This window comes from Streptomyces sp. NPDC048442 (assembly GCF_040651475.1).
In the GTDB taxonomy this organism is placed as follows: Bacteria; Actinomycetota; Actinomycetes; order Streptomycetales; family Streptomycetaceae; genus Streptomyces.
The window spans coordinates 55466-82183 of record NZ_JBEZKB010000011.1; the positions used below are offsets into that span (position 1 = coordinate 55466).

The window sequence follows — 26718 nt, forward strand, 5'->3', positions numbered from 1 at the left end:
CATCGCCTCCATTCATTCGGTCACCGCCAGCAGCCGCGCCACCAGCGGTCCCAGTTCCGCGACCGACCGCTGCCCCAGCATCTCCAGGTGCCGGGCGGTGACTTCGGCCGTCACCACGCGGCCACCGACATAGGGCTCCCACCGGTCGGCGAAGCGTCCATCGGGTTTCTCGTCCCCGGTCGCCTCGACGAAATGCACGTCACCGTCGAACACTGTCGGAGTGGACATTTCAAGCAGCCGTACGTTGTTCTCCGTCACCCGGACGACCGACGCCAGCTCGGCCACATCGAGCTCAGCGAGCACACTTCCGTGCTCCTGCAGCAGTTCCCGCACGCGCGACATCGGCAGCGGGCCGTCACCAGGTTCGGCGTCGAACGCGCCGATCCCGTCACACGCCACCTCGAGGTGGTCCCGCTGCGTCCACTCTGGACGATCAGCGGCGCTCTTGCCCGGGAACGAATCGAGCAAGATCACCCGGTCGACCTGGTGGCCTGCTTGTCGCAGCCGTGCGGCGATCTCGTAGGCAACGTTGCCGCCGAATGACCACCCCAGTAGCGTGTACGGCCCGGTCGGCTGGATTTCCCTGATCCGTGCCAGGTAGTCGTCGGCGATCTCGTCGATGCTGCCGGGCAGTGTGTCCGATGAGCCGAGTCCCGCGGCTTGCAGGCCGTAGATCGGCAGGTCCTTGGGCAGGAACCGGACAAGCGTCGAGTAACACCAGCTCATTCCGTTCGCGGGTGGCACGCAGAACAACGGGTTTCGTTGCCCGCTCGACCGCAGTGTGAGGAGGGGATCGAACGTCCGCACGACGGCGGAGTCCAGTCCAGCGGCCAGCCCGGCCACGGTCGGTGTGACGAACAGGTCCCGAACTGAGACGCGACTGCCAAGCGTCGCCCGGATCCGGCTCAGCAACTTCGTCGCGAGCAAGGAATGCCCGCCGAGTTCGAAGAACCCGTCGTCGATCCCGACCTTGTGGACCCCGAGCACCTCGGCGAACAACCCGCACAGTACTTCCTCGCGGACCGACCGTGGCCCCCGGCCCCCGCCGCTGGTGATCTCCGCTTCGGGAAGTGCCGCGCGGTTGAGCTTTCCGTTGGGCGTCATGGGAAACACAGCGAGGTGCACGAACGCGGACGGCACCATGTAGCCCGGCAGATTCCGCAGCGCCGCGTCCCGCAGCGCGTCAACCTGCACGGGGCCGTCCGTGGTGTAGTAGGCCACCAACCGCTTGTCCCTTGGGCGATCCTCCCGCAGCAGCACGGTCACCTTGCGCACGTCCGGCAGCGCGGTCAGCACCTGCTCGATCTCCTCGAGTTCCACGCGGAACCCACGGATCTTGACCTGGGTGTCGGCACGGCCGATGTACTCCAGGTCGCCGGTAGCGGTCCAGCGAACCAGATCGCCGGTTCGGTACATCCGTGCACCGTTGACACCAAAGGGGTTCGCCACGAATCGTTCGGCGGTGAGGTCGGGACGGCCCGCGTATCCCCGTGCCAATGCCACTCGCGACAGGTACAACTCGCCGGGTACGCCAACCGGAACGGGACGAAGCCGGGCGTCGAGCACAAAGGCTTGAACGCCAGGCAAAGGACGTCCGATCGGCGGCCGTTCGGCGTTGTCCGGCGAGATGGCAGCCGAGGTCGTCCACACCACCGTCTCGGTCGGGCCATAGAGGTTGGTCACCGACCGCGCGTGCACGCGCAGGCCGGCGGCGAGATCGGCCGACAACGGTTCGGCGCCTACGAAGACCCGTACGCCCGCCAACTCCTCTGGCGCCTCGGCGACCACTGACTGCAGCAGGGTCGGTGTCGCCTGCAGCACAGTGGCATTCATGCTGCGCAACAAACCGGCGAGTTCATACGGGTCCACGACCGTCTCACGGTCTGCGAGGACAACCGTGGCGCCGTCGGCCAACGGACTGAGCAATTCCACAAAGGACATATCGAACGAGGCTGTAGTGATCGCCAGAACCCGGTCGGCTGGCGTCAACGCCAGCGTGTCACGGAACTGGACCACGAAGTCGGCGAGGGCGTCATGCGACCCCACCACACCCTTGGGCCTGCCAGTGGATCCAGACGTGTAGACGACATACGCCGCTGCCGCACCGGGAAGGCCTGTCCTCGGCTCAAAGGGTGTCTCGGACTCGTCGCCGACGAGAACCACAGGCAGTTCGACGGAGTCAGCCAGCTCGGGTGTCGTCAACACCGCGAGCGCACAACCCAGCATGAACTCGATTCGCTCAGCGGGCAAATGAGGATCGATCGGCAGGAACGCGGCGCCGGTCTTCATCACCGCGAGAATCCCCGCGATCAGTGCCGCACTACGCGGAAGCAGCACCGCGATCAACCGCTCCGGCCCGGCACCGGCCTCGACGAGCCGCTGCGCGAGACGATCGGACCACGCGTCCAGTTCGGCGTAGGTCAGCTCCTGGTCAGGCGCCACGACAGCGACCGCGTCAGAAGTCCGTTGGACCTGCTCAGCAACCATGTCCGGGAACGTCGAGCGGGCTCGCTTGCCGTCGCCGCCGCTCCATTCGGTGAGCAACTTGCGTTCCTCGTCCGGTACGAGGATCGACGCCTCACCGATCGCCCGGTCCGGATCGACCACGACCTCCTCGAACAGTTGCACCAGCCGCTGTGCCATCAGCGCGGCGGTCGACTCGTCGAACAGGTCGACGGCGTACTCGAGTATGCCCTGGATGCCCTCGGGCGCACCGGCCGCCGACCGCTGTTCAGCCAGGTCCAGCAGCAGATCGAACTTGGCGTCGCCGGTCTCCATATCCTCGTAAGTGACCTCAAGTCCGGGGAACCGCGGGGTGTCGAGGTCGTCGGTATGGAACGACAGCATCACCTGGAACAGCGGATGCCTTGACGTCGAACGCACCGGGTTGAGCAGCTCGACGACACGCTCGAAGGGCACGTCCTGGTTGGCGAACGCGGCGAGATCGGTGTCCCGGACGCGGTCGATCAGCTCACGGAACGTCGGGTCCATCGACGTGTCGGTCCGCAGCACAAGGGTGTTGACGAAGAAGCCGACCACGTCTTCGACCGCGTGCTCGGTGCGGCCGGAAACCGGTGTGCCAATAGGGACGTCGGTGCCCGCACCCAGTCGTGTCAGCAGTGCCGCCCAGCCTGCCTGCACCACCATGAACAGCGTGGAATGCGCCTCCAGCGCCAGGTCTGCCAGTCGTTTGTGCAGGTCCGGTGGGATGTGGAAGGCGACGTTGTCGCCGCGGCCGGAGGCCACCGCGGGTCGTCGCCGGTCGGTAGGCAGTTCGAGCTGATCGGGCAGTCCGGCCAGGGCCGATTGCCAGTACCGCAGCGGTTCGGCGTTGCCGTCCAGCATCTCCCGCTGCCAGATGGCGTGGTCCGCGTAGCGAACCGGCAGCGGCACCCACTCGGGTTCGAGCCCGGAAAGCCGTGCGGTGTAGGCCTTCGCGAGGTCACGCCACAGCACGCCGAACGACCACTCGTCGCCCGCGATGTGGTGCATGAGCACCAGCAGCACGTGCTCGTGCGGCGCCACGGTGAACAGCCGCGTCCGCAGGGGAACCTCGTTGGCCAAGTCGAACGTGTACTTCGCCGCCTGTGACAACGCGTCCGGCAGTTCATCGGGCTTGCACGTCACCTCGGCCCACTGCGCCATCGCCGTGTCCACGTCGACAAGGCGCTGTCCCGCCACACCATCCGCGGCCGGGAAGGTAGTCCGCAGGGATTCGTGCCGCTCGACAACGTCAGCCAAGGCGCTACGCAACGCCTGAACGTCCAGTTCGCCGGAAAGCCGTACCACGATGGGGATGTTGTAGCTCGCGCTGGGTCCTTCGAACTCGGCCAGGAACCACAGGCGTTGCTGTGCGAAGGACAACGGCACGCGGTCCGGCAAGTCCCGTGCCCGAAGCACCGGGCGGTCGATGTCCTCCAGCTGCCGCGCCAGACCGGCGACGGTCGGCGTCTCGAAGAGGCTGCGGATCGTCAGTTCCACACCGAGCGCGGAGCGCACTCGGCTGATCAACCGCGTGGCGAGCAGGGAATGCCCGCCCAGGGCGAAGAAGTCGTCATCGATGCTGACGTCGTCACGACCCAGCAATCCGGCGAACAGGCCGCATAGGATCTCCTCACGCGGGTTTCGCGGCCGCCGTCCCGTATCTACGGTGGACTCAGGCGCGGGCAGCGCCGCACGGTCGAGCTTCCCGTTGCGTGTCAGGGAGAACTGGTCAAGAACCATGATCTCCGCCGGGACCATGTAGGCCGGCACGGCACTAGCCATGAACGCCCGCAGGTCGGCTGGGTCCAGATGCAGGCCTGGGGCCGGTTGTACGTAACCCACTAGTTGCTTGACGCCGGTGCCGTCTGCCCGCGCCAGTACTGCCGCGCGGGCGACGCCGGCGTGCCGTGCCAAGGTGGTCTCGATCTCGCCGAGTTCGACCCGTGGCTATGGCGATGAGAGACGGCACCAAGTGTCGATGGGGTTGAGCACCAGCTGAGCGTCGTCGGCCGGTGGAATGCCGATGAGTTTTAGCACCACTTCGAGGTCATCGGTGCCCTGTCGAAGGTGTCCGGACTCGGCGAACTTGATCAACGCCGATGAAGGCTAGCGATGACGAGGCTGGGTCGCCGATGGGTGAGAGGGTGGCGTGCGTCTTGGGCTGCGGCGATTCGTGTGCCGCTGACCTGGCACGATGCCCTTATGAATGCCAATGACTCGTGGGAATCCGTGCCGACCGTCAATGTCCGTCTATGGCGTGCGGATGCGGTCGTGCTGTTCGACTGGCTGATGAGTACGGACCTGAACACGGTGCCGATCACGCATCCTGCTCAGAAACAGGCGCTCACCGACCTGCTGTCGCGGTTCGAGTGGGCCTGTGATGTCGACATTACGGAGTCCACTGAGGAGGAGATCGCCGCAGCCCAGGCAGAGGTGGCCAAGAACATGGGCTGGTAGCAGAGCGGGCTTCCTCAGCGCCGTGATGATGGTCGTCCTTCGTCACGGGTCAAGGTCGTTCGTCCTCGGCTTCACCTCCGGGCGCTCCACCTTGACCCACTCCTGCGGCCGACAAACGCGGCACCTGTCGAGGAAGCCCCAGGTGTGTTCGTCAGCTGGCTGTCTGTTCGGCCCGCGCCCGGCTCTGAGCCAGGCGGTAGGAGTCGGTTCCAGTCTCGATGATGTTGCCGCCGAAAGTGAGGCGGTCGACGATGGCCGCGCAGAGCCGGGGATCGGTGAAAGTCTTCGTCCAGGCTCCGAAGGACTCGTTGGAGGCGATGGCGACGCTGTTCTTCTCCTCGCGCTCGGTCAGCACCTGGAACAGCAACTCTGCGCCGCGGCGGTCGAGTTCCATGTGTTGGGTCGGGGACGAGACGCCGTGCACCGTTTCCGGTGTCGGTTTTCCCGTCCCCGCCCGCCGAACCGGACGTGCCCGTTGGCCGAGCATCCGGCTCTCCACGTGATCCGATGGATCAGGCGAGGTATTCGCTGACCTGGCCGACGAAGGCCACATCGTCGTGGTTTGTCCGGCGGAAGCGTGCTCCGTCGGGATCGACCTCGTCGATGTTGTACGGCGTGCTGATCTGCGCTCCACGAAACGTGTATCGCTGGACCCGCATCTTCGCCGGGTTGTAGAGGACGACCCCGCCCTCTGCAATGCGGTCCGCCCCGTAATAGCGGCGCCGCAGCTGTTTCCAGGTCAGGTGGGGGTGCTTGTAGCGAATCCAGAGAAGCAGTCTCCACCACGCGTACCAGCCGAGGTAGGAGAACGTTCTCTTCGATGCGCCGTAGCGGAAGTAGGCAGCCCAGCCCCGAAGGACCGGGTTGACCGACCGCAGCACCTCCTCCAACGAGAGCGACGTGGTACTTCGCCCCGTCAGTTTCTTGACCTTGTGCATCACCGACGCCAAAGCCTGCTTGGACGGAATGGTGAGCACGACGCGACGGCCGTCGCACCAGGGCCTCCGCTGGATGTGGAAGCCCAGGAAGACGAAGCCGTCGTCGATATGGGTGATGTGGGTCTTTTCGTCCGAGAGTGTCATCTTCAGTCTGCGGGCCAGCACTTCGCCGATATCCGTCTTGAGCGTTTCGGCCTCGGACTTGGTGCCGTGCACCAGCACGACGAAGTCGTCGGCGTATCGCACCAGGCGATAGTTCGGCAGTCCCTTGCGGCGTCGGGCTTGCCTTTGCCACCCGGGACTCATCTCGGTGTTCCAGATCCGCGAGAAATGCCGGTCCAGGACAGAGAGATAGACGTTGGCCAACAGCGGGGAGGCAACTCCTCCTTGCGGAGTGCCCGTCAGGGTCTCCGCGAATCCACCATGCAACTCGACAACTCCGGTCCGCAGAAACGCACTGACCAGCCGCAGAACCTTGCGGTCCTTGACGCGTTCGGCCACCAGGTCCATCAGAACGTGATGGTCGACGTTGTCGAAGCAAGCCTTGATGTCGCCCTCGATAACCCAGTCGTAGGTCGACGGCTTGCGGGTGAAGCGGTGAATTTCGGCGATGGCATCCTGAGCCCGACGCCCAGGCCGATACCCGTAACTGGACGGGTAGAAATCAGCCTCGAAAATCGGCTCCAGGACCAGCTTGAGGGCCATCTGCGCAACACGGTCCCGCAGGGTGGGAATGCCCAAGTAACGGACCTTGCCGTTCTTCTTGGGAATCACAGCCTGCTTGACCGGAAGCGCAGTGAAGGACCCGTCCTTGAGCGAGGAGCGAAGCTCCTCCAGGAACGGAATCACTCCATGACGCTCTTCGATGTGAAAACGGGTCACCGCGTCCACACCTGCTGTCCTGGCACCCCGGTTGCCAGACACCCGCTCCCAAGCCACTACCAAAGTGGCCCGGTCGCAGATCAAGTTGAATACATCATCGAACCGGCGTTCCGGTTCGCTCCTGGCCCATCGGTGCAGCTTGATCTGATGATCGAGTACCCGTCGCCCAGCCGTCATACTGCCCGGCCAGGTTGTTTCCGACGGCGCGTCGTTATTCAACAACGTTCCTCCCCGACAGCAGCCTTACTGCTATCACGCTGTCGCCCTTCCCCATGTGACCGGCTTTCCCGGACTCCGAGTACTACGGCGACTCCGCCACGATCTGACTTCATCAGCGGGCATTGCGCCTGCCCGCCGCCCGGCCGGCTGCCGGACGGGAAGGGCGATGCCAGATCGCTTCCCACGTTCACTGAGGATCTCTGTGACGGCTTCGGTGCCCAGCTATACCCCGGCAGCATCGCCACGGACCGCACATCGCAGTCTTGGTCCGGGCCTCCCGAAACCCATGGGATAAAGGCGGCGGGAGAGGAGATTCCATCGGCTACGGAATTCTCCAGCACTGCAAAGCGGTCCATCCACCAGATTCGGCAGACCGCTGACGACTCACGGGACGTCAACCACTGGTTCAGTTTCCTTGCACCCATTCCGTCTTCGCTTGCGGGCACGAACCGTCTGGTGGTGTCGGTCCGCCCCTACGTTGTCGAGGCTGCTTTCCGGCCTCACCCCCAACCCGGGGTTCAGCCTGCCTCCAGCTTCAACCGGTCCCTGCGAGGACCGGCGGCGGGCCTCTCATCCCGCGAGATCCATCAGCGCCTCGTGGCGCACAGCCGACCTCGTCCACCACCAGGACGCCCGGCCGCAGGTAGGAGCCGAGTTTGCTGGTCAACCGTCCCGCCGCTTCGGCGGCTTTGAGGTTGCGGACCATGTCGTCGAGGCTGGTGAAGTAGATCGAGTAGCCGGCACGGCAGGCCGCGACCGCCAGCGCGATCGCGATGTGGGTCTTGCCGACTCCGGGCGGCCCGAGGAGGGCGGCGTTGGCCTTGGCCTCGACGAAGGACAAGGTGGCGAGGTCTTTGACCTTGCGCGGGTCGAGGTCCGGCTGGAAGGAGAAGTCGTACTCGTCCAGCGTTTTGTGGTGCGGCAGCCGCGAGGTCCGAAGGCCCTGGCGGAAGCGGCGGTCGTCCCGGACGGCGAGCTCCTCGGAGAGGACCAGGTCGAGGAAATCCTGGTAGCCGAGCTTTCCCTCGTCCGCGCGGCGGGTGAACTCGTTGATGGTTTCTGCCAGATGGGGCAGGCCGAGCTTGGCGGCCGTGGTGCGGATGCGGTTGCCGGTCAGCTCGCTCAAGACGATTCCTTCGGGGTGCGGTGGGTGGTGAAGGGGCGGGTGCCGGTCAGCTCGTCATAGACCGACAACGGCCGGCGGCCGACCTCGACCTGGGTGGCAGCGGCCCGGTTGAGCAGGGCCTGCAAGGGTCCGGCTTCCTCGTCCAGGGGACGGTGGTGACGCGGCTGGACGGGAACTTCGCCGGTGGCTGTCCGGCGGCCCTTGCCGGTGGGCAGCCCGTCCCAGTGCGATTCCTCGACCACGCGAACTCCGCGGCCGACTGCCCTCGGGTGCATGGCCAGCAGTGTCTCGCCGGACGAGTCGGGGACCGTGGCATGCAACATGACCTGGGATTTCGTGGCCCGGATCTCGACGAGCTGGCGGGGGCGGACTTTGCGGGCGGGCACCGAGTAGAGGTTGCCGCCGAACGCGATCAGACAGTCCTTGCCGACCGGCCGCAGGTGCCGTTCGGCCACCAGATAGGGGGCCGGCGGCAGCGTTTTGAGGGCTGCGTGATCCCGAGCGGCCCGGTGCCCGATCACCTCACGGTGGGTCGTGTGGACCTTTGCCCGCCGCCTGGGCACCCAGGCCGTGAACGCGGCATCCATCTCCTCGATCGAGGAGAAGGCCCGCCCGGAGAGAACGTGATCGCGGACGATCAGCACCTGGCGTTCGACGCGGCCTTTTCCGGTGGGCCGGTAGGCGGCCAGCACGTCGATGTCGAAGTCGTAGTGCCCGGCGAACCCGACCGCTTCTGGATGCAGCGGCACCGCCTCGCCAGGGGCAACGTGACGGCGCACGACCGTCTTGGTGCGGTCGTAGACGATCGTCATCGGCACCCCGCCGAAGTGCGCGAACGCCCGCCGGTGGCAGTCGAAGAAGGTCTCCAGATCCTGGCTCGTGGTGAAGCAGCAGAACGGATCACGGGAATACGAGAGGGTCATGTGGAAGGAATAGACCTTCCCGACGCCCATGTGCGCGAGGACCCTGCCCTCATCACCCCAGTCAACTTGCGCCTGGGCGCCGGGAATCACCTCGAACCGGCGGTGCAGGCCCGCCAGTTCCTTCGGCGTGATGCCGAGATCCTCGGCAACCCTGGGCCGGGCTTCCTGAACGTAGAGCTTGACCCGCTGGTAGTTCCCGGTGAACCCGTACTCAGCGACCAGCCGCTCGTGGATGACCGCGGCCTTCATCAGGACCTCTGCCCGCAGCATCGCATCGACCAGCGGCGCGAACTCGTCGATCACCCTCGCCCGGGACCGACCGTTGGGCGACCGCCGCGGCGGCGTCGCCGGGCCCGGCGACGACAGGTACTTGCGGACCGTCTTGCGGTCCAGCCCCGTCTCCCGGGCAATCTCGGACAAGCTCAGCGCACCGGACTCCAACAACCCACGAAACCGCCGTAGTTCCAACCAGCGCTCCGAGTCCAAGAGCATCGCCAGCCCCCTCTCCGCTGCCAAACCGACAAGCAGCAGAGTGCCGAGCACCACGCCTCACCGCATCAACAACTGTCCCTATTCATCCGTACGAAGCTGGGGACGTAAGTGTGTACGCCGACAGATGGCCGCCGCCCACGCGGCCGGCGAGCTGGCCTGTACATGGATCGGTGCCCGTCGCGACGCCCTCACCGCTCAGAAGGCGTCGTTGGCCGCCGGTGCCAGCCAGGCGCAGCAGAAGGCTGAACAGGCGCGTTGTCGCGCCGAAGAGCGCCAGCAGCGGGCCGATGTTCTGGACCTCGCGGCTGCGGTTCTCACCACCAGGTCCCGCCGTGCCGACCAGGAGCGGGCCGAAGCCGCCAAGGAGAAGGCCGAAGCGCGGAAGAGGGCCTGGCAGTCGGTTCATATCCACCTGGAACGCGAGGGCCTGGAACGCGAGCAGGCCGAGTTGAACACTCTGCTCACCCGTCAAGTTCATGATGCTGCCCCGCTGCGGGCGGCGATGGAAAGTGCCGGCGCGATGTTGCGCGCCAAGCTCACCCAGGTCATTGAGGAGCGCCAGGCAGAGTCCGCGGAGCTCACGCAGCGCGTCAAGGACGCCGAACGCGAGGGGAAGACGGCGGACCAGGCCGAGACGCAGCACCTGGTCGCTGCGGAGCAGGCCCGCAGTAGCGTTGCCCGCCTGCAGCAGTCCCTCAAGAAGATCGACGCCCTGATCTCTCGGGCCCGTACGGACGGCCTTGTGGAGCAGGAGGAGACTCCGGAGGAGGCCCGCGTCCGCTGGTCAGCCGAAACTGTCCGGCTGGACACCCAGTTGGCGCGTGGTCAGGTGCGCCTCAAGGAGCTGGCTGAACAGCTCGCGGAACTGGCTGGTGACCGGGATACGGCTGACAGGCACTGGCGGGAAGCAGCCAACGAGTACGACCGGATCTGGGACCGTTGGAGCAAGCTCCGTGCACAGCAGGAGCTCTTGGCCCGCCACCCCCGGCTGTCCGAACTGGCCCTGCTGGACGACGAAGTAGCCGCCGGTAATGGCCTGGACTTCGATGTTGCCGGCTATCCCCTGCTGAAGATGCTGGACCAGGAGATCACGCGGGCGCGGGACGCGCTGATCGCCGAGCAGCTCGCCGTAGCGGCCGACCGGCGAGCCCTGGCCTGCCTGGAAACTGAGGGCTTTCTCCCCGCGCCCCTGGAGACCGAGCGCGCTCTGGCCGCACTCAAGGCTGCTGACATCTCTGTGGAAGCGGTCAGCGGTCTCCAGTTCCTGCGAGAATCCTTGCCCCCCCGCCAGCACGCCGCCGCGATCGCCACCGCCCCCGACGTCGTCGGCGGCATCGTCGTCCTTGGCGACGTCGATGACCAGGATCTGCGCCGTCGCATCGCTGCTACCGGTGTGAGCACCCGCTCGGTGATCTCGGTCTGCGATAGCGCCACCGCCCGCGCCCGCCTCACCGACACGGGCCATGCCGATGCCCATGCCGTCTTCCCCGTCCAGAGAGCAGCTCTGGAGCCCCAGGCCGCTGGCGTGGAACAGGTACGGCTCCGGACCCGCCTCAGCGAAAGCGCAGAACGCTGTCAGCGCATCACCACTGCCCAGGATCGCGACCAGACCTTGGTCCGCGAACTGGCCGAACACCTGCAAGCCTTTGGGTCCGCCCCTCGCCAGCGGCTCAAGGAGTCCCTGGACCGGGCCGAATCCCGCAGAGACGGCTGGAAGGACAAGCTTGACGCCCAGCGCATGAGTCGTCGGCAGGTACTGTCCGAGCGCGACCGGATCCAGCAGAAGATCACTGAGGCCACCGGTCGCCTGCGGAAGGTGGCGGCCGGCGAGGAACGAGCCAGGCAGGTAGCTGAGCAGGCGCAGCGCACCAGCGACCTGCGAGAACAACTTGCCTCTGCACAGCAACACCAAGCCGACCGGCAGGAACAGGCGCGTCTGGCCACCAGTGACAAGAAAGACGCCCGCAAAGCCGAGCAGCGTCACCGGCGTGACGAAACGCTCGGCAGACAGGATCTGAAACGACACCGCAGCGCGCTGCGCAAGCTCGCCACCTTGGTGCCCGAGGTCCTGGCCGTGAGCCTGAACCAGCGGACCTTGGAGCGCTCGTCCCTGGACGCCTTGCAGGAACGGTTCACCAACGCCCGGACCGCCTATGAGTCCGATACGGCAGACACCCAGCTGCGCACCGACCTTGCCATAACCGCTGGCCGGTTGGAGACGGCGGACAAGGCCCTGGCCGCGTTGGACGACGCCACCCGCGCACTCACCGCCGAGCTCGCCGCACGTCCCGAGGCCCAAGCCCCGGACCGCCGTGACCGCGCTGTGGAGCAGGCTGAGCACGATGCCGGTGAGGCTGGCGAACGCGCAACGCGCAGCGCCATGCGGGCCGAGCAGGCTGTGGAGGCCGAAGCGTCCGCCAGCCAGAAGCTCGGCGACGCAGGAACCGCGACGGACTCTCTGGCCGACCTTTCTGGGCCCGAAGCGGCTGAGACCGCAGCGCGAGAAACCCGGCAGGAGGCCGAGCGGGCCGATCGCGACCATACCGCCTACACCGAGCAGCACCACGCCCTCAAGGACAAGGCCAACACAGCGGCGCTGACCGCGAGTTCCCTGGACGGCGCCTACCAAGTACTCCAGGGCAGTCTCAATGCACTGGCCACTCAATGGTCACCCGGCCTCAAGGAACCGCTGACGGACGCCGACGCCTGGCTCACCGAGCACTGCGGCATCACAGCCCAGAGCGCGTCCGCCTTGACCGAGGAACAGGCTCACCAACTGCGGGACCTGCTGACCGAAACCATCACCGCCGCACAGGCGACCCTGGCAAAAGCCACCCGCAAACTCGCCAGCGCCACCCGCCACGTACAACAACTGGCCGCCGACCGGCAGTACACCGATGCCGTCGACGCACAGATCGTCGCCCGCCTCAGTGAAGACCCCGCGCAGCTGCACGCATCTTTGTCCGAACTGATCCCAGAGATCGAGCTCCGCGAGAAGCGCATCACCAAGCTGCTCGATCAACTCACCGAGGACCAGCTCCTCCTGGTACAGCAATGCGCGGCCCTCACCAAGACCATCGTGGCGATGCTGCACCAGGTCGCCCGGCACTCCAAGCTCCCTGCCGGACTGGGCGCCTGGTCGGGCAAGCCCTTCCTCACGCTCAAACTCGCCGACTGGGGCAGCGAGGAGACCCTCACCCACCGCATATCCACCTGCGTCGACATCCTGGTCGCCGACGTCGCCGCCAAGCACTCCAGCAGCGCCAATGTCCTACCCCCCGCGCTCGACTTGGCTAAACGCCTGGTCCTCGCCGCCCTGGGCGGCAGCGGAAGCATCACCGCCAAGGTCCTCAAGCCCCACCCGGTGCCGGTCATGGACCCCGTCGACGTCACGAAGATCAAGAAGTTCTCCGGCGGTGAACTCCTGACCGTGTCCGTGCTGTTGTACTGCTGCCTGGCGCAAGTACGTGCTGCCAACCACAACAGCGGGCTTCCCGGTGGCGTCGGCACCCTGCTGCTGGACAACCCGATGGGCAAGTCCAACTACGTCCCGTTCATCGACCTCCAGCGCACGGTCGCCGCTACTCATGGTGTCCAGCTCATCTACACCACGGGTGTGGAAGACCTCGACGCTGTCGGCCGCTTCCCCCTCATCCTGCGCCTACGCAACAACGCGCACGACGCTCGCAGCGGCCATCGCCTCGTCCCGCTGTCCGAACGCTACGGGGATGCGGTCAGCGCCGGCGTCACCGATGCCCGCTCCGACGGGATCCGTGCCGCACGGCTGTACCGATTCCCGCTCGCCGAGTCCGACAACGACCAACCGGACGATTCCGCGGAAGCTGACGACCGGGATGGGGAAGACGGGGTATGACCACACCCCGCACGCTCGACGAGATTCTGCTAGACCGGCTGAACGCGCACCCGCGGAAACGGATCCCCTTCGACGACCTGGCCGACGCCGCGTACACCTCGAACCCGGCACTCCTCACCGCGCCCGAACGGCGTCAACTCCTTGCCGACGCTCTCACTGTTCTCCGGGACACCGGCGCCCTCAAACTGCCCGTCGCCCGGAAGTTCTGGGACCAAACGGCGCTTCCGCCCCTGCCCCGATGGGCCGAGCGCATTGACCCGCCCCGTCCAGCCGTCAGCCGTCTCCCAACCCGATCTTGGGTAGCAGAGTTGTCATTTCTCGACGGCCGCCGGCTCTCCCCGCACGACCATCACTTGTTCACCCGCCTCAACGGCTTCCTCCTCGCCGACGGAGCCAGCAGCGAACTAGTGCCGCTACGCGACCGCGCCTTCGAGCTGTTCGGCGACGAGAAGCACCTCGACGGCATTCACGACTCGAAATGGGTGCTCGGCGGCTCCCTGAGCATCAAGGACCACCTACGGGCCTACCTCACCCCTGCGCCCCTGAACATCATCGAGTTCGGACCGGCGCCCTGGCTTCTGATCGTCGAGAACACAGCCTCCTTCGACAACCTCCGTCGCATTCTGCGAAATTGGCCCCACCCCCACGAGGTCGGCTGGCTCGCTTTCGGCGACGGCGACCGTATCGCCTCCAGCATCACCACGCTCCCGGAGCGCCTCGCCGAAACAGGCCAGACGCTCACGGAGATCCTGTACTACGGAGACCTCGATTACGACGGTCTCCACTGTGTGATCCTCGCCAGCCAACGATCAGTGTCGGTCGGCCTCCCCCCGCTCAACCCAGCAGGTGGGCTCTACGCAGCACTCTTCAAATGCGCACGCCGAAAGGCCACTGTAGTCACCCCCGAAGCCGCCCACCAGGTCAGCTCCTGGCTGCCCTCACCACTCGCCAGCGATGTAATCGGCGCGCTCACCAACGGAACCGTTGTCCGCCAGGAAGCCCTACTACTCACCGCACTGCGCAAAGTTCTCACACCAACCAATGGCGCCTTGCGGCAACAGCTCGCCGCTATCCCCACCGAAACAGGCACGCCATACAGCTAACGGGGACTGTAAAACGTCCGGTGTAACTCCCGATCATGGAAGGTGCATCGATGACCAGCGACAATGTGACCGAGGCCGAGCCCGCGGAGCCGTCTGAGGCGGCGCCGGCGAAGTCTGTGGACGACCGGCTGATCGACGATTTGGTGGGCTGGGCTCAGGCCGAAGGCCTTCAGCTGACTGGGGAGGGCGGACTGCTCCAGCAGCTCACCAAGCGGCTCCTGGAGTCCGCTCTCGAGGGTGAGATCACCGACGGGCGCTACCCCTTGATCGTGGACACCCTGATCATTGGATCGTGAAGATCCGAAGGACAGGAGTTCCCGTTGGGGACGTCGAAGTACTCGCCTGCGTTCCGGGCCGATGCCGTCGCGTTGTACCGCTCCAGTCCGGGGCGGACATACGCGTCGGTGGCCAAGGATCTCGGGGTGAACCACGAGACGCTCCGCACTTGGGCAGCACGTTGGAGAAGGAGAACAAGTGGCTGCGGGCCCAGGTGAAGGAGCTCGAGCTGGAACGCGAGATCCTGCGGAGGGCCGCGAAGTATTTTGCGGGCGAGACCAGCTGGTGACGGACCCGTAATTTAACTACTGCCGGTTTCTGGCCGATACCTCGGTGGTGCCATGCAGTTGGGCCGTTGTGGCGATCCCGGATGAAGTCCTGACGGTACTGGATACGAAGTTCGCGGTGGTGCTGCCGCATCTGGACGAGCGGCAGCGCCGTCTGTATTTGGCTGCCGAGGCGGAGGCTTTGGGGCATGGAGGGATCGCGGCCGTGGCCAGGCTGACGGAGGTCTCGGAGTCGACTGTTGCACGAGGGCGTGCGGAACTCGCCCTCGGAGCAACAGCGTTGGGGCGGGTACGCAGACCGGGCGGCGGGCGCAAGTCTGCTGCCGAGCGCGACCCTGGTCTGCTGGCGGCTCTCGAGCTGTTGATCGAGCCGCGTGCGGTGGGTGATCCGGTGTCCCCGTTGCGCTGGACCACTGCCTCGTTATGGGACCTGTCCCAGGAGTTGACCGTTGCTGGTCATCCGGTCAGTGCCCCGGTGGTCGGTGGTCTGCTGCGTGCGATGGGCTTCAGTCTGCAGGGCATGGCCAAGACTCGGGCCGGCAGTCAGGTGCCCGACCGAGACGCCCAGTTCCGTCACATCAACACCGCCGCCGAACGTTTCCTGGCGCAGGGCCTTCCGGTGGTGAGTGTGGATGCGAAGCAGAAGGAACCGATCGGCGACTTCGCACGCCCCGGCCGCACCTACCGCCCCAAAGGGCAGCCGATCACTGCTCCGGATCACGACTTCGTCCGCTCCGACACTCCGTTCGCCATCCCGTACGGCACCTACGACCTGGGCCGCGACAGCGGCTGGGTGAATGTGGGCACCGACCGCAACACTGCTGCCTTCGCGGTGGAGTCCCTGCGCCGCTGGTGGAAGGTTCAAGGGCGCCTCGACTATCCCAATACCGCCCGCTTGCTGGTCACCGCCGATTCTGGAGGCGCCAACTCGACGGACTCCCGCCTGTTCAAGATGGGCCTGGCCGACTTCGCCGAGGAGTGCGGGCTGAGCATCACCGTCATGCACTTCCCGCCAGGTACTTCAAAATGGAACAAAGTGGAACACCGACTGTTCTCCCGAATCACCCACAGCCTGCGCGGGCAGCCGCTGACCAGCTACGAGGTACTGCTGGAGACCATCTCGGCCACCCGCACCAGCACCGGACTGACCGTCCAGGCCGTGCTGGACGAGAACGCATACCTCACCGGGCGCGTGCTCACCCGAGCCGAACGCCAGAGCGCCGGCGGGACTTCACCGCCTCCGCGCGAAACAAGAAGTACGTCGGCGACATAACCTATCTCCCGGTCGGTGACGGCCACTTCCTCTATCTGGCAACGGTGTTGGACCTGCACTCCAAGCGTCTGGTGGGCTGGTCGATCGCCGACCACATGCGGACCGAACTGGTCACCGACGCCCTCAAGGCCGCCGCCGGCGCGCGGGGCGGGAACCTGCGCGGAGCGATCTTCCACAGCGACAACGGAGCCCAATACGCCTCCAAGGAGTTCGCCCAGGTCTGCAAGGACCTCGGCGTGATCCGATCACGCGGGGCCGTCGGCACCAGCGCGGACAACGCCGCCGCGGAGTCGTTCAACGCCAGCATGAAAAGGGAGACCCCCAAGGGCGCGAAACGCTGGCCCGGAGCCCGCGCCGCCCGCCTCGCGGTCTTCCGCTGGGTCACCCGCTACAACACCTGGCGACGGCACTCAGCCCTCGGCCAGCAGAGCCCGATCAACTACGAACAACGATCAACTACGCTGGCCTCCGCCGCATAACAACCGGTGTCCACGATCTAGGGTGAAGGCCCGGGAACACCGCTGCACGTCATTACCACTGCGGCAAACGTCAACGACATCACCCAGACCCTGGCCCTGGTCGACGGTCTGCCGCCCGTCGCCGGACGCCCCGGCCGACTGCGACGTCGCCCCGACGCTCTGCTGGGCGACAAGGCGTACGACTCCAAGGCCGTCCGGCACGTACTGCGCAAGCGCCGAGTCACCCCGGTGATCTCTCGCAAGGGCACCCCGAACATCAAGGGCCTGGGCAAACTCCGCTACGTCGTGGAGCAGACCTTCACCCAGCTCCACCAGTTCAAACGCCTTGCCGTCCAATGGGAACGACGCCTCGAACTCCACGACGCTCTCGTCTCGTTGGCCTGCAGCCTGATCTGCTGGCGCCGCCTCAAGAAGACCCACGCATGATCGTGTTACGAGCTCTTACAGTGGGGGCGGGGTGACCGCCTGAGTGGTAGCAGCCTGCGCACGAGCCACCGCTCTCGTCTGGGAAACATCTGACCGACGTAGAACGAAAAGCGAGGCCAGGGCCAGAACGCTTGGGCCCGACAGCATGGATGCCAGGAGCACTTCCCCCTGTAGGCCAACAATCACCGCCCCCGTCAGCATGGCCGCACTCAGCACGAAGCCCGCAATCAGACCGACCATCAAGAGAATATGCGCCCTGCGTGCAGTCCTCTCCCGCGACTTCTCCAGTTCCAACTGACGGAGCGAAGACTGCTCCGCCATGCGGAGTTCGTGCTCGCGCCTCAGTTGTGGTTCGAGCGCCTTCAAAGCCACTTGGAGGTGCTCCGCGGGGAGGTCTGCCCAAGCCATCGCAATCTCTAATCCGGACTGGTGCTGCTTGCGCGGGACATCTGCCGCCTCACGCGTCATCGCTCTGATCCTCCCCCACCATCAGTCACTGTGGTTCGTTGTTTGAGTCCTGGGGGTGGAGGCCCTAGAGACCTGAAAAGTTCATCGAAACCATCCGCAAGGTGCCGAACAGCAGCACCGGTATCTTGATTTTCCGTCATGTCAAAGAGATCCGTGGTGGAACTCTGCGGAAGCATGCGCTCGATCAGCCGGACAAACATATTTACATCACGGATAAGCTCATCAGCTTCACGCGCACTAGCCGCCTCGTTGATATCAGCTTCAGCTTGAGCACGCTGATCGGCTCGGGCCGCAAACAGCGTTGCCCATTCCGAGAGTTCGGGAGCAACTTCAGGTAGTACCTCCCAAGCAGACCGAATCCTCCTACGCCCTCTGCCGCTCCCCTGCTCAGGCCTTCCTCGTGCAGCCAGCACTGCTGCTGCTGCACGTAAAGCAGCTAGGTGTGCGGCGGCAAAACGCTTATTGGGAGTATCCAGGCTGGCAGCCTCACGAAGCCCGGTACGTGCCTGCGATAGCAGGTCACTCGCCGCTGGTGGAGGGGACATGTACCTGCTCGAAGTATCAACGTTCACATGGCGGAGGCTCCGTCGCTCTCCGTGGGTGATTGCGTCGGGCTCTGATGGCGTGCGTGAGCTGACGAAAAGCCACCGAGCGTGCAACTCTTCCAGTGACGCCTGCGCGGCTACTTCAGTCATAAGCCAGGCATTGTCTCCGACCCTACGGAGTACCTCTCGGTAGGCGTCCGCCAGATAGTCCTTGGGATCAACTTCCACAAGATCTGGCGTTTTATTCTGAAACCTAAGCATCCCGGCCAGAAAATCCCCGACCAACCGCAAGCCAGCCCACTCCACGCTCCCACCCCCAAGTGCGTTGCCAGGAGACTACCAACGATGCCCCCGCCACGTCCGGCGCTAACCACACACCGCTCCCCGCTCTGGAGCGTCGGCCGAGGAGGAAATGACCGTCAGGCATCGTGCGCGCAACACGTGATGGTGAACCGGCGCACCGCTCGCGCGACGCCGACTCGGGACATGTCAGGTACCTCTACCGACTTGACACGGGCCCGCACCCCGGGCTCGCACTGCACTCGACTTTCGCCCGTGCGCAGGTCCAGTTACTGACCTTGAATCCGTGATGTCGTCACGATGAATCGAGGAGTCCGGTGCCGGTGAGGCAGCCGTCGAGGACGTCGTGCCGGTACTGGAGTTGGCGGAGGCCGTGCCGGATTGCGGTGATCAGGACGGCGGGGGCGCGGAAGGCGCGGTTGGCAGTGGTGGTGCGCCGCAGGACGGACCAGATGCCTTCCGCCGGGATCAACTCCGGTGCGTAGCTGGGCAGCTGGAAGATCCGCAGCCACTGCTTGTTCTCCTCGGCGAAATCGTAGACCTCCTGGACGAGGCGCAGGTTGAAATTGTCCCGGCACCAGACGAGCGGAGTGCCCAGCTTCTGGTGCGTGGCAACAATCAGGTCCCGATAGCCCTGCCAGGCGAACGTCTTCTTCTCGCCACGGCGGCCGTGGCATGTGCAAGTGGTAGAAGAGGTGGGTGCAGTGTCCGGGCCGATAGCAGACGACGCCGGCCACGCTGACCCAGCCACTTCCCCTGCCGCGCACCCGTACCACCGGCCGCATCCCGCGCGGCGCCCACGTGTGGTCCTTCGGCGGCCTCAGACCCTGGCCCGCTTCGTCCTCGAAGCAGACGTAGGCGCCCAAGTCGCCCGTGGTGGCTTTACCAGCGGCCACACCTCCGCCTTCCACACCTCGAAAACCCCCTCGACTTGCTCCAGCGCCCGGCGCACGGGCACCTGCGCGCTCCAGCCGCGACGACACATCAGCTTCCACACCCCCTGGACCGTGTACCCCACGTGGAACAGACGGCCGATCAGCAACTTGATCCGCTTAAGCGTCCAGCCCTGGCCCTCGTCCTTGAAACCGTGCGCCAGCGGGCCCCGCTTCAACGCCCGCTCCAGCCGATCCCATTGAGCAGGGTTCAGTCTCTCCACGGCTATCGGAGCCCTGGACCGCAGGGCCCCCGGCCCCTTCGTGTGCCACGTATGGTGCCAGCGTCGCGCCGACCGCGCGGTGACCCGGTAGTCCCGCGCGATGTCCTCGGTACGATCCCCGCGCGCGAACCGCTCGGCCACCTCCCACCACAGCAGTCCCCGCTTCGCCTGCTCGCCGGGCGTCAGCCCGCCCCCTTGCGCATACCTCATGACCCCGGCGTACCGCAGGGATCAAGGAACGTCACTCCCCACCGAACACCGCCAGTTCAACCCGAGCAGAAGGTTCGTTCGGTGACGAGGAAGCCGGTCAGCAACCGTTGCGGTGGAGGGGAGTTGCCGCGAGCACTCCAAGCGGATGTCAGGCGCCGCGAGGCCCCCAGACCACAGCGGCCACCAGGGGCGACACGTTCCCGCGGTCGGGTCACGGTCAACGTCTCGTCAGATGGCATGAGAGACGTCACACTTGGCCCATGGTCCTTGACCGCGTGGAAGTCGCCGCTCTCTTGATTTCCCTTGGCAGTGCTGTAGGCGCAGTATGCAACATGGGCATTGCCGCCCTGACCTATAAAAGAGTGAAGCCCAACGTCCGCATCATCGTTGAAGACCACAGGATGAGCCCAGTAGCACCTAAGCCAAGGCAAGAGCGCAATTACCGAATCCGTATCCGGCTGAAGAACCGTGGTGCTATCGCCATCGGGGTCGAGCGAATAGAAGTCATCCCTATCCACGGTCCGTGGTGGCGATGGTGGAACCGGAAGAAGAAGCCAGAGAGCGGCCGATGGTTCCCGGACCCCAAAGTGATTGAACCCCTCAGCGGCTTGAAGGATTACGCGGACATCCGGCCCAGTGCCCTGCGCCACGACGGGACGAACCCCCGGTACGTGTACGTCAAGGCGTGGCTCACCAGCGGTTCGGAGATACGGAGCGCACCGGTCAAGGACCTGTCCGACCTAGTCGTGGACATTGGGCCAGACGTCCCTGAGCCGGAGCCCCAGCCGACCGCTCGCGGGTGGCACCGGTGGCTCGGTCACCGTGACCGTCAGGCCGTCGGCCAGCAAAAGCGCGGAGAATAACGTTCACCACGTGCCTGGCGAAACAGTCATACCGGCCCCATACCCTCGAATCTGACGGGCATTCAGTCGAGCGGACACCATTATAGGTGGCGGATCTACTTCAACAGCGTCATCGCGTGGACGCCGAAGTCGGCGGCCATCTGCTCCCGCATCACGCTTGTGCCGTGGTGTTCTCGCGACCCGCATGACATCCTCGCGGAGCTCCTCAGAATATTGCTTGAGCACAGCGACTTCCTTGTCACCCGCCCGACAGAGTAAGCCAGTACGGATCCGGCAAGCCGATCACAACTCAACACAGGGCCTGGTTTCCCCGGCCCCGGCAGGAAGAGGGCCGGTGGGCCCACCCTGAGGCCCCACCTAGATGGAGGGGCTCGGGGGTCGAGGGTCAGGCTGGTGAGCGTGACACGCGCGGAGGGGCACCGCGAACGCGGAGGAGGGTGGGGTGCGGGTAGGGAGGACCTCACGCCGGGCAGCCTGACCTGGTGAAGGGTTTCCCCACCCCTGCGCAGGACCAGATCACCGCCATCGTGAAGGCGGTCGAAGCAGACGCCTCGACCGCCTGGACACACTGATCGAGGTCTTCGCCCAGCGCGCCACCCTGAACGACCTGTTCACTCTGCGGACTGCTCTCCGCGACGCCTTCCCTCTCCCCTCCCCTGAACTCCACACTGATGGCGCGGCGCGCAATTGACGTCAAACGCTCATTGCTTCGCGACCGTCTCTTCCTTCGCGAACGCGGAGAAGGGTGTGGGGCGGGCCAGCGGTTCCCTGCGGTGGAGGGCAAGGAGCCGGCACCCGAAGTTGATGAGCCAGTTCGATGGCCTCTGGCGCAGCTCCTCGCGCTGGGTCTCCCATTCGACTGTGACCTGCCCGTACAGCTCTCCGGTCAAGGCATTGATCTTCCTCTCCAGTCCCTCGAGGTAGGCCCCCAGCCGGATGATGGACTTGTTGCTGGTCCGCCAGTAGGCGACGGCGAGAACGAAGAACGCGCCGATGCCTGCGATGAAGACGCTCGACAGTCCCGGCCTTTCGTCTTTGAGCAGGATCGTACCCACGGCCGACGCCAGGACGGCCATCGCGCCGATGAAGTTGATGAGTTGGCTGCGGGCGACGACGCGCTGGTCCACTTCGCGTCGTAGCCACTCGTACTCCCGGAGCGTGATGTCCAGGAGTTCTTTCAGATCGCTGTGCGTGAGCTGCGGCATGTCCCCTCCCCAAGGTCCTTCAACTGCCCCCAAGGTCCTGCACTGGGAATCCCCCGCGGCGCCATCGCCGAACCCCCGGAGGACGGCTGCAGGGCGGGGCTGGGTCAGCGGGGCGGTTCGGTGAAGATGGAGGAGCGGAGTCCGTACGCGGGCGTCGCACCGGGCTCCACGTACCACTCACGCCCCCACAGCAGACCGAACAGGGGGGCCGGCAGCCGCAGAGCGAAGCGCATCAACGGGGCAATCCGTCCCGTGCCGTGGATCTGCGACTGGTGAGCGGCCAGCGCCGCCTGCCTGCGCCGAGCGGCGTGCCGTGTGTCGATCCGATGCGTGATGGCAGCGCGCGGGGTGTAGGCGCCGCGGAACGCCTCGAGGGTCTCGAGCGGGACCAGTCCCAGGCGGCACGCCAGCCGCAGCGCTCTGACGATGGGTTCTCTCGGCAGCGTCGCCTCCAGCAGGAGAGCGACAGAGGTACGCGCGGCGGCGCGGCGGCCGACCTCGTGCACCTTCACGTGGTCGCGGTGGCCGTAGCCGCCGTTGACGTCGTAGCTCAGCAGGACGTCTGCCCGCTCAGCCCGGAGGATCTCCGCGAGTCGCTCTGCCGCCTCGTCGGGGTCCACTCTGGCGAAACGCACACGGCCGGGAGGGTCCGAGAGCATGGAGCGGTCCCTGCCGCTGTCCGCGTATCCGAGGTGAACGACCCGATGGACACCCAACGCCGCCGCGCTCGCGCGCAGTTCACGCATCCGCAGCGGCTCCTGACCGGTCGCCTCCCCCGTGTTGCCGTCCGTCGCAGTGACGATCACGACACGGTGTCCCTCGGATGCGGCGCCCGCCAGGGTGCCTCCGGTCATGAGCACTTCGTCATCCGGGTGGGCGTGAAACGCCACGACAGTCGCCATGAAACCATCTTCCCTGAGGGCAATGCGCACAGCGGGCCGTCTCCACCCCTGCCGCACCTGGCTCGCAGCAGCGCGAGACGGCGCCCCTTGTACGAGGCGGAACGACCTGAACTTCTCACCGGCGGTCTCCGGAATCGTGCTCCCCACCCGCGCGCCGGTCACGACCTCGACGGGCACCGGCACGATCACCACCTGCGTCTTCCCGGGCGGCAGCGCCACGACCGGAACCTTCCGCTACTCCCTGACAGGGAACCCGACCTGCATCTCCGCACAGAAAGTCGCTGGCACCCTGGACTTCGCCTGGGCCGACGGCAGCACCAGCACCTCCACCGTCACCAGCCTCGTCCCGGGACTCGGCGGCGCCGGCGGAGCAGTGGGACTCAGCGCCACGGTTAACTCCGGGCGCTTCAACGGCGACCAGGTCACCATCGCCAACATTCGCGACCCGCTAGCCTCCCTGACCTGCCTCACCACCAGCCTCACCTTCATCCAGCCCTGACACCGGCCCCACTGGACGGATACGACGACCCTGATACGCGTCGCCACCGGCCCCGGTAGGCGTCACCCATCCCGTGCCGCCAAAGCCAGCCACTGATGACAGTGCCGGACCCGCTGGCGGCACCGGTGGTGAGCCGGCAAGGCCAGGAGGCCGGGGGCAGTTCGGCGCGAGGCCCCCTGACCTGCCTGGATCCGAGCGCAACAGGTCGACCATCAGGGCCGCCTGGAGTGTTTCGCACCCAGCACCGGACTGCGCGCCTCGATAGACGGCGTGCCCGGCGAGCTGGATGGGAGATGACTGACAGAACCGCCGTCCGTCGCCGCGCTGTGCCAATGGGCGGAGAGCACCTGCCGCAGCGTGGCGGCCGGCGGGCGCTCCTCGCTCAGCCCGGCGAGGCGCAGGACGCGCAGGTGCCAGCGATCCGTACACACCAGAGCGAAGGTTCCTCCGCCCTCACGCGCCAGTAGACGGGCCCGGTGCAGGAGGTTCAGTGCGGAGCAGTCGAAGAAGCGGGCAGGGCGCAGGTCCACAATGAGGTGGCAGGCGGAGCGCGCGGTTGCGGAGTCCAGGTGACGGCGTATGTCGGGGACCGCGGTGAGGTCGAGCTCTCCGCCTGCCTCGATGACGGTGAAGGCGTCCAGATGGACGGTGCGGATGCACGGGCGCTCTACAGGACGCGCTGGGTCCGGCACCAGCGGACTCATTCCACGGCCGGACGGGTCGGGGAAAGAGCTGAACGTCAAACCATTGGGGGCCCCAGGTGCGGCAGCCCCGCAAGGCGGGGCAGGCGGTCGATTGGCACTCACCGGGGGCCGGGGCGAAGAACCACCACCCTAGGAAGAACTCGGCTGCAGAAACGAAAATTTATCTATGAACTCACCCCTACGGGTGGGGGTTTGGCCGTCACCGATGAAGATGCTCACGTGGGGGCTGATGTGCCTGTACGTCGCGTGCGTTGCCGTGATTCCCGGGCGACGAAGGGCGGGGACTGACAGACTCGACGGCCTGGCTAGAGCCCACGGAGTCGACGTGGGATAGCCCGTCGTGTATACGCCCGCCGACGACTGCAAAATTCCGGTGGACATAGTAACTACCATGAAAAAATGACTTGGCCGTTGGGCTACTTGCCTCCCTGCCATCCGGAGCTGCTCGACGCCCTGTTTCTTTCTGCCGGGCGTTCACTTCATCCTCCGCGAGTCAATCGTCTCGTCGCCTTTCCTCTACGATGCCTGGGGACGCGCCGCGCGCTCGGTCAAATGCCACCCGAGCAGTCTGCACGGCGTCGGTCAACTCGTGCAGAAGCGTGGCTACTGCCGCTCCTGCCCCGGCCGTGTCAGTCTCCCGCTGGTTGCGCCAGAGTTCTTCGTGTTCGTTTCCGTCGGGCAGCCAGTGCTCGATTTCCACAACTCCATGGAGACGCATGCGCTCATCGGCCAAGATCTGGACGGCTGCCGCTGCAATCAAAGTATGTGAATGTGGGGGTAGGTTTTCCATCACGCATTGGAAACCTTGTTCAAAGTGGATTACCTCGCCCGGGACCCCGGGCTTTCGTGCGCGCAACTCTGCAGGCACTGCCGTGGGCTGGGCGAGAATAGTTACCTCAGCGTCGGGCCAACATTTCAGCTCTGAAAGCAGCTCCGCGGCACCTTCCTTAAACGTTCCTATGTACTCCTGAACTAGTTGAGCAGAGGCACGTTGATGTGTTGTGGCCTCTGCGTCTGCGACACGAAGTGCCAGCAGACGCTCAGCCAGAGAGCCCGCCCGGCGTGGCGCGGGCCAGGCTCGGGGGGATACAGGCCGTGGCTGCGGGACGTCGCCTTCAAAAGGGAAGCAGTGCAGCCGGCGATTGAGAAACCGCAGGGAGTCCACTGCGACTTCAGGGTAGGGACTCAAGGCTTCCAGCAAACCCTGCACTTGATCTTGTGGGAACGCACTACCCAGGACGACACCCGTGAGGGCGGCTCGGATGTCGATGTAGTCGAAGTCGATGGACTGGTTGAGAAGGACCAGCCGGTATTCGGACTCATTGGCCCAGTCGATGTGCTTGCGGAAGAACAACGACTCCTTGTTGGCCTCCGCATAGGCCAGAGCCACCGCATCCGCTCCGAACTCCGCCACCTGTCCGACATCTATGCCCAGGGTCGGCGGACTGTCCTGGCTGCTCAGATACCGAACCGGGCCGTGGAGGGCGAAGGCCGCGGGGCCAGCGTGTTCGAGAAAGGCTTTGACGAGTGCGTTCCGGCCGAACCTGAGGCACACGCCGGTATGTCCGGCGCCGTAGTGCGCCCACAGGGAGAGATGAGCCCATCCCCGATGTGCATCGGGATTGAACAATCTGGCCGGCAGCGCCACGTCCTGTGTGAGACACCCGACCTTGGTGTGCAGACGTAGCTGGCGGTCGATCTCATCCCAAAGCTCGAAGCCCGCGTCGAAGTTCCTCTGGTCGTAATGTGAGCTGAGTACCGGGTAGTGCGGCTGTGATTCCCACAGGTCATTGGTCCTCTCGTAGGGCGAGAGCCGCAGGGTACCCGAGGCCAAGATGCCGGTGAGCGCCGCGACGGTACTCGTGTAGTGGAACAGCTCCTCGGTAACGACCTGCGGAGCGGTGGCGACCTCGTAGTCGTTGTAGTCCTCGAATGCCGCCACTGCGTCTGCGGGTTCACCTGAAAACTGGCCATGGACGGGCATGCAGGAGTCCCTTCCGCTGCCTAGATCCGGCATCGGTTCGCGCGATGTCACTAGTGACCTTGCTCCCATTCTCGTCAAATAGATGACAATGGGGGGCAGTTGCCCACAGTCACAAATGCCAGGCTGGAGCAGTCGGCGCCCCACAGGCGGCTAAGGACTCTGCGGCACACCCCTGCGCTGCGTTCCAGTCCGGTCATTTGGCGAGCCGTCACACCCTGATAGGAACCAGCTTCCGACGCCACGTGATATCGGCGCTCGACCAGATGGTCCGTTCGTCAACGCCTCCGAGCTCGGCCGTCAGCCTCGGCAACGGTGCCGACGTGACAACTCCGGTCGTTCTACCACACGACCACCGTCGAGAAGGCGGCTACGGCCATCGCCGACCGCGGCAGCGGAGTCGGGCGGACAGCTGCGTCGGGCAAGGCGCCGCCAGTTGGACAAGCACGGCGCGCAGCACACTGGACAGCTCACGCCCACCGACGGGTCTGCCCATACAACGGAGCACCCGTCACGAGCACCAATCCACCCTGGCCAGCCGCCCGACGAAGCACCGCCGGGAGAGATCGGCGGTGCTTCGTCGGGCCTCAGATGTCACCCGGAAATCACGAACCCCACGGACGCCGTCCGCCGCACGGCTCTGGAA

At 65.6% G+C, this 26718-nt stretch carries 15 protein-coding genes and 7 pseudogenes; 10 read left to right on the forward strand and 12 right to left on the reverse strand.

Features of this window, described 5'->3' with window-relative positions; translation table 11 throughout:
- Window positions 1-12 precede the first annotated feature (12 nt).
- The gene (locus AB0D18_RS18555) at window positions 13-4410 is read right to left on the reverse strand and encodes an amino acid adenylation domain-containing protein (protein ID WP_362419466.1); all 4398 of its coding nucleotides are present in this window, start codon (window positions 4408-4410) and stop codon (window positions 13-15) included.
- A 276-nt stretch (window positions 4411-4686) separates the two neighbouring features.
- On the opposite strand from AB0D18_RS18555, the gene AB0D18_RS18560 reads away from it, so the two are divergent.
- Window positions 4687-4941, forward strand: a complete 255-nt coding sequence (locus tag AB0D18_RS18560) for a hypothetical protein (RefSeq protein ID WP_362419125.1) — start codon at window positions 4687-4689, stop codon at window positions 4939-4941.
- A 151-nt stretch (window positions 4942-5092) separates the two neighbouring features.
- Here the strand turns inward: AB0D18_RS18560 and AB0D18_RS18565 are convergent.
- The 4 genes and pseudogenes from AB0D18_RS18565 to istA form a co-directional block, all read right to left on the reverse strand.
- Window positions 5093-5338, reverse strand: a pseudogene (locus tag AB0D18_RS18565) (ATP-binding protein); the annotation flags it as partial.
- Window positions 5339-5453: 115 nt separating this feature from the next.
- On the reverse strand, window positions 5454-6983 hold the full coding sequence (gene ltrA, locus AB0D18_RS18570; RefSeq protein WP_362419128.1) for a group II intron reverse transcriptase/maturase: 1530 nt from the start codon (window positions 6981-6983) through the stop codon (window positions 5454-5456).
- A gap of 604 nt (window positions 6984-7587) precedes the next feature.
- A pseudogene (locus AB0D18_RS18575) lies at window positions 7588-8106 on the reverse strand (ATP-binding protein); the annotation flags it as partial.
- Window positions 8103-9521: an IS21 family transposase gene (istA, locus tag AB0D18_RS18580; RefSeq protein WP_362419469.1), complete on the reverse strand. Its 1419-nt coding sequence runs from the start codon at window positions 9519-9521 to the stop codon at window positions 8103-8105. The gene istA and the pseudogene AB0D18_RS18575, both read right to left, overlap by 4 nt.
- A 124-nt stretch (window positions 9522-9645) precedes the next feature.
- Here istA and AB0D18_RS18585 point away from each other — a divergent pair, with 124 nt between their 5' ends.
- The 7 genes and pseudogenes from AB0D18_RS18585 to AB0D18_RS18615 all read left to right on the forward strand — a co-directional run bounded on the left by AB0D18_RS18585 (window position 9646) and on the right by AB0D18_RS18615 (window position 17239).
- Window positions 9646-13395, forward strand: coding sequence for a hypothetical protein (locus tag AB0D18_RS18585; protein WP_362419131.1), 3750 nt, complete (start codon window positions 9646-9648; stop codon window positions 13393-13395).
- A complete protein-coding gene (locus tag AB0D18_RS18590) occupies window positions 13392-14498 on the forward strand; it encodes a hypothetical protein (RefSeq protein ID WP_362419134.1) in 1107 nt (368 codons plus the stop codon). Before AB0D18_RS18585 ends, AB0D18_RS18590 begins: the two co-directional genes overlap by 4 nt.
- 50 nt (window positions 14499-14548) lie before the next feature.
- A pseudogene (locus tag AB0D18_RS18595) lies at window positions 14549-14749 on the forward strand (IS256 family transposase); the annotation flags it as partial.
- Window positions 14750-14818: 69 nt separating this feature from the next.
- Window positions 14819-14947 (forward strand): annotated as a pseudogene (locus tag AB0D18_RS18600) (transposase); the annotation flags it as partial.
- Between the two features lie 205 nt (window positions 14948-15152).
- A pseudogene (locus tag AB0D18_RS18605) lies at window positions 15153-16229 on the forward strand (ISAzo13 family transposase); the annotation flags it as partial.
- Window positions 16230-16282: 53 nt separating this feature from the next.
- A pseudogene (locus AB0D18_RS18610) lies at window positions 16283-16813 on the forward strand (IS3 family transposase); the annotation flags it as partial.
- A 42-nt stretch (window positions 16814-16855) separates the two neighbouring features.
- Entirely contained in the window at window positions 16856-17239 is a 384-nt protein-coding gene (locus AB0D18_RS18615) for a transposase (protein WP_362419472.1), read from the forward strand.
- A gap of 641 nt (window positions 17240-17880) precedes the next feature.
- On the opposite strand, the pseudogene AB0D18_RS18620 reads toward AB0D18_RS18615, so the two are convergent.
- The 3 genes and pseudogenes from AB0D18_RS18620 to AB0D18_RS18630 form a co-directional block, all read right to left on the reverse strand.
- Window positions 17881-18355 (reverse strand): annotated as a pseudogene (locus AB0D18_RS18620) (SAV_6107 family HEPN domain-containing protein); the annotation flags it as partial.
- Between the two features lie 492 nt (window positions 18356-18847).
- Window positions 18848-19303 carry a transposase gene (locus tag AB0D18_RS18625; RefSeq protein ID WP_362419137.1) on the reverse strand — a complete coding sequence of 152 codons (456 nt, stop codon included), beginning with the start codon at window positions 19301-19303 and terminating at the stop codon, window positions 18848-18850.
- Window positions 19304-19372: 69 nt separating this feature from the next.
- Window positions 19373-19918 carry a winged helix-turn-helix domain-containing protein gene (locus AB0D18_RS18630; protein WP_362419139.1) on the reverse strand — a complete coding sequence of 182 codons (546 nt, stop codon included), beginning with the start codon at window positions 19916-19918 and terminating at the stop codon, window positions 19373-19375.
- A 260-nt stretch (window positions 19919-20178) separates the two neighbouring features.
- Here AB0D18_RS18630 and AB0D18_RS18635 point away from each other — a divergent pair, with 260 nt between their 5' ends.
- Entirely contained in the window at window positions 20179-20781 is a 603-nt protein-coding gene (locus tag AB0D18_RS18635; protein ID WP_362419142.1) for a hypothetical protein, read from the forward strand.
- A gap of 701 nt (window positions 20782-21482) precedes the next feature.
- Here the strand turns inward: AB0D18_RS18635 and AB0D18_RS18640 are convergent.
- Together AB0D18_RS18640 and AB0D18_RS18645 are read right to left on the reverse strand one after the other, a co-directional pair.
- A complete protein-coding gene (locus AB0D18_RS18640) occupies window positions 21483-21986 on the reverse strand; it encodes a hypothetical protein (protein ID WP_362419144.1) in 504 nt (167 codons plus the stop codon).
- A gap of 104 nt (window positions 21987-22090) precedes the next feature.
- Complete coding sequence (locus AB0D18_RS18645) at window positions 22091-22888, reverse strand: PIG-L family deacetylase (protein ID WP_362419147.1); 798 nt, start codon at window positions 22886-22888, stop codon at window positions 22091-22093.
- Between the two features lie 22 nt (window positions 22889-22910).
- Between AB0D18_RS18645 and AB0D18_RS18650 the strand changes: the two genes are divergently transcribed.
- Window positions 22911-23387: a hypothetical protein gene (locus AB0D18_RS18650; protein ID WP_362419150.1), complete on the forward strand. Its 477-nt coding sequence runs from the start codon at window positions 22911-22913 to the stop codon at window positions 23385-23387.
- Window positions 23388-23599: 212 nt separating this feature from the next.
- Here the strand turns inward: AB0D18_RS18650 and AB0D18_RS18655 are convergent, their stop codons facing one another.
- Together AB0D18_RS18655 and AB0D18_RS18660 are read right to left on the reverse strand one after the other, a co-directional pair.
- Complete coding sequence (locus tag AB0D18_RS18655) at window positions 23600-24079, reverse strand: STAS domain-containing protein (protein ID WP_362419153.1); 480 nt, start codon at window positions 24077-24079, stop codon at window positions 23600-23602.
- Window positions 24080-24584: 505 nt separating this feature from the next.
- Window positions 24585-26075 (reverse strand): DUF2971 domain-containing protein, encoded by a 1491-nt coding sequence (locus tag AB0D18_RS18660; RefSeq protein ID WP_362419156.1) that lies wholly within the window; start codon window positions 26073-26075, stop codon window positions 24585-24587.
- Window positions 26076-26718 lie beyond the last annotated feature (643 nt).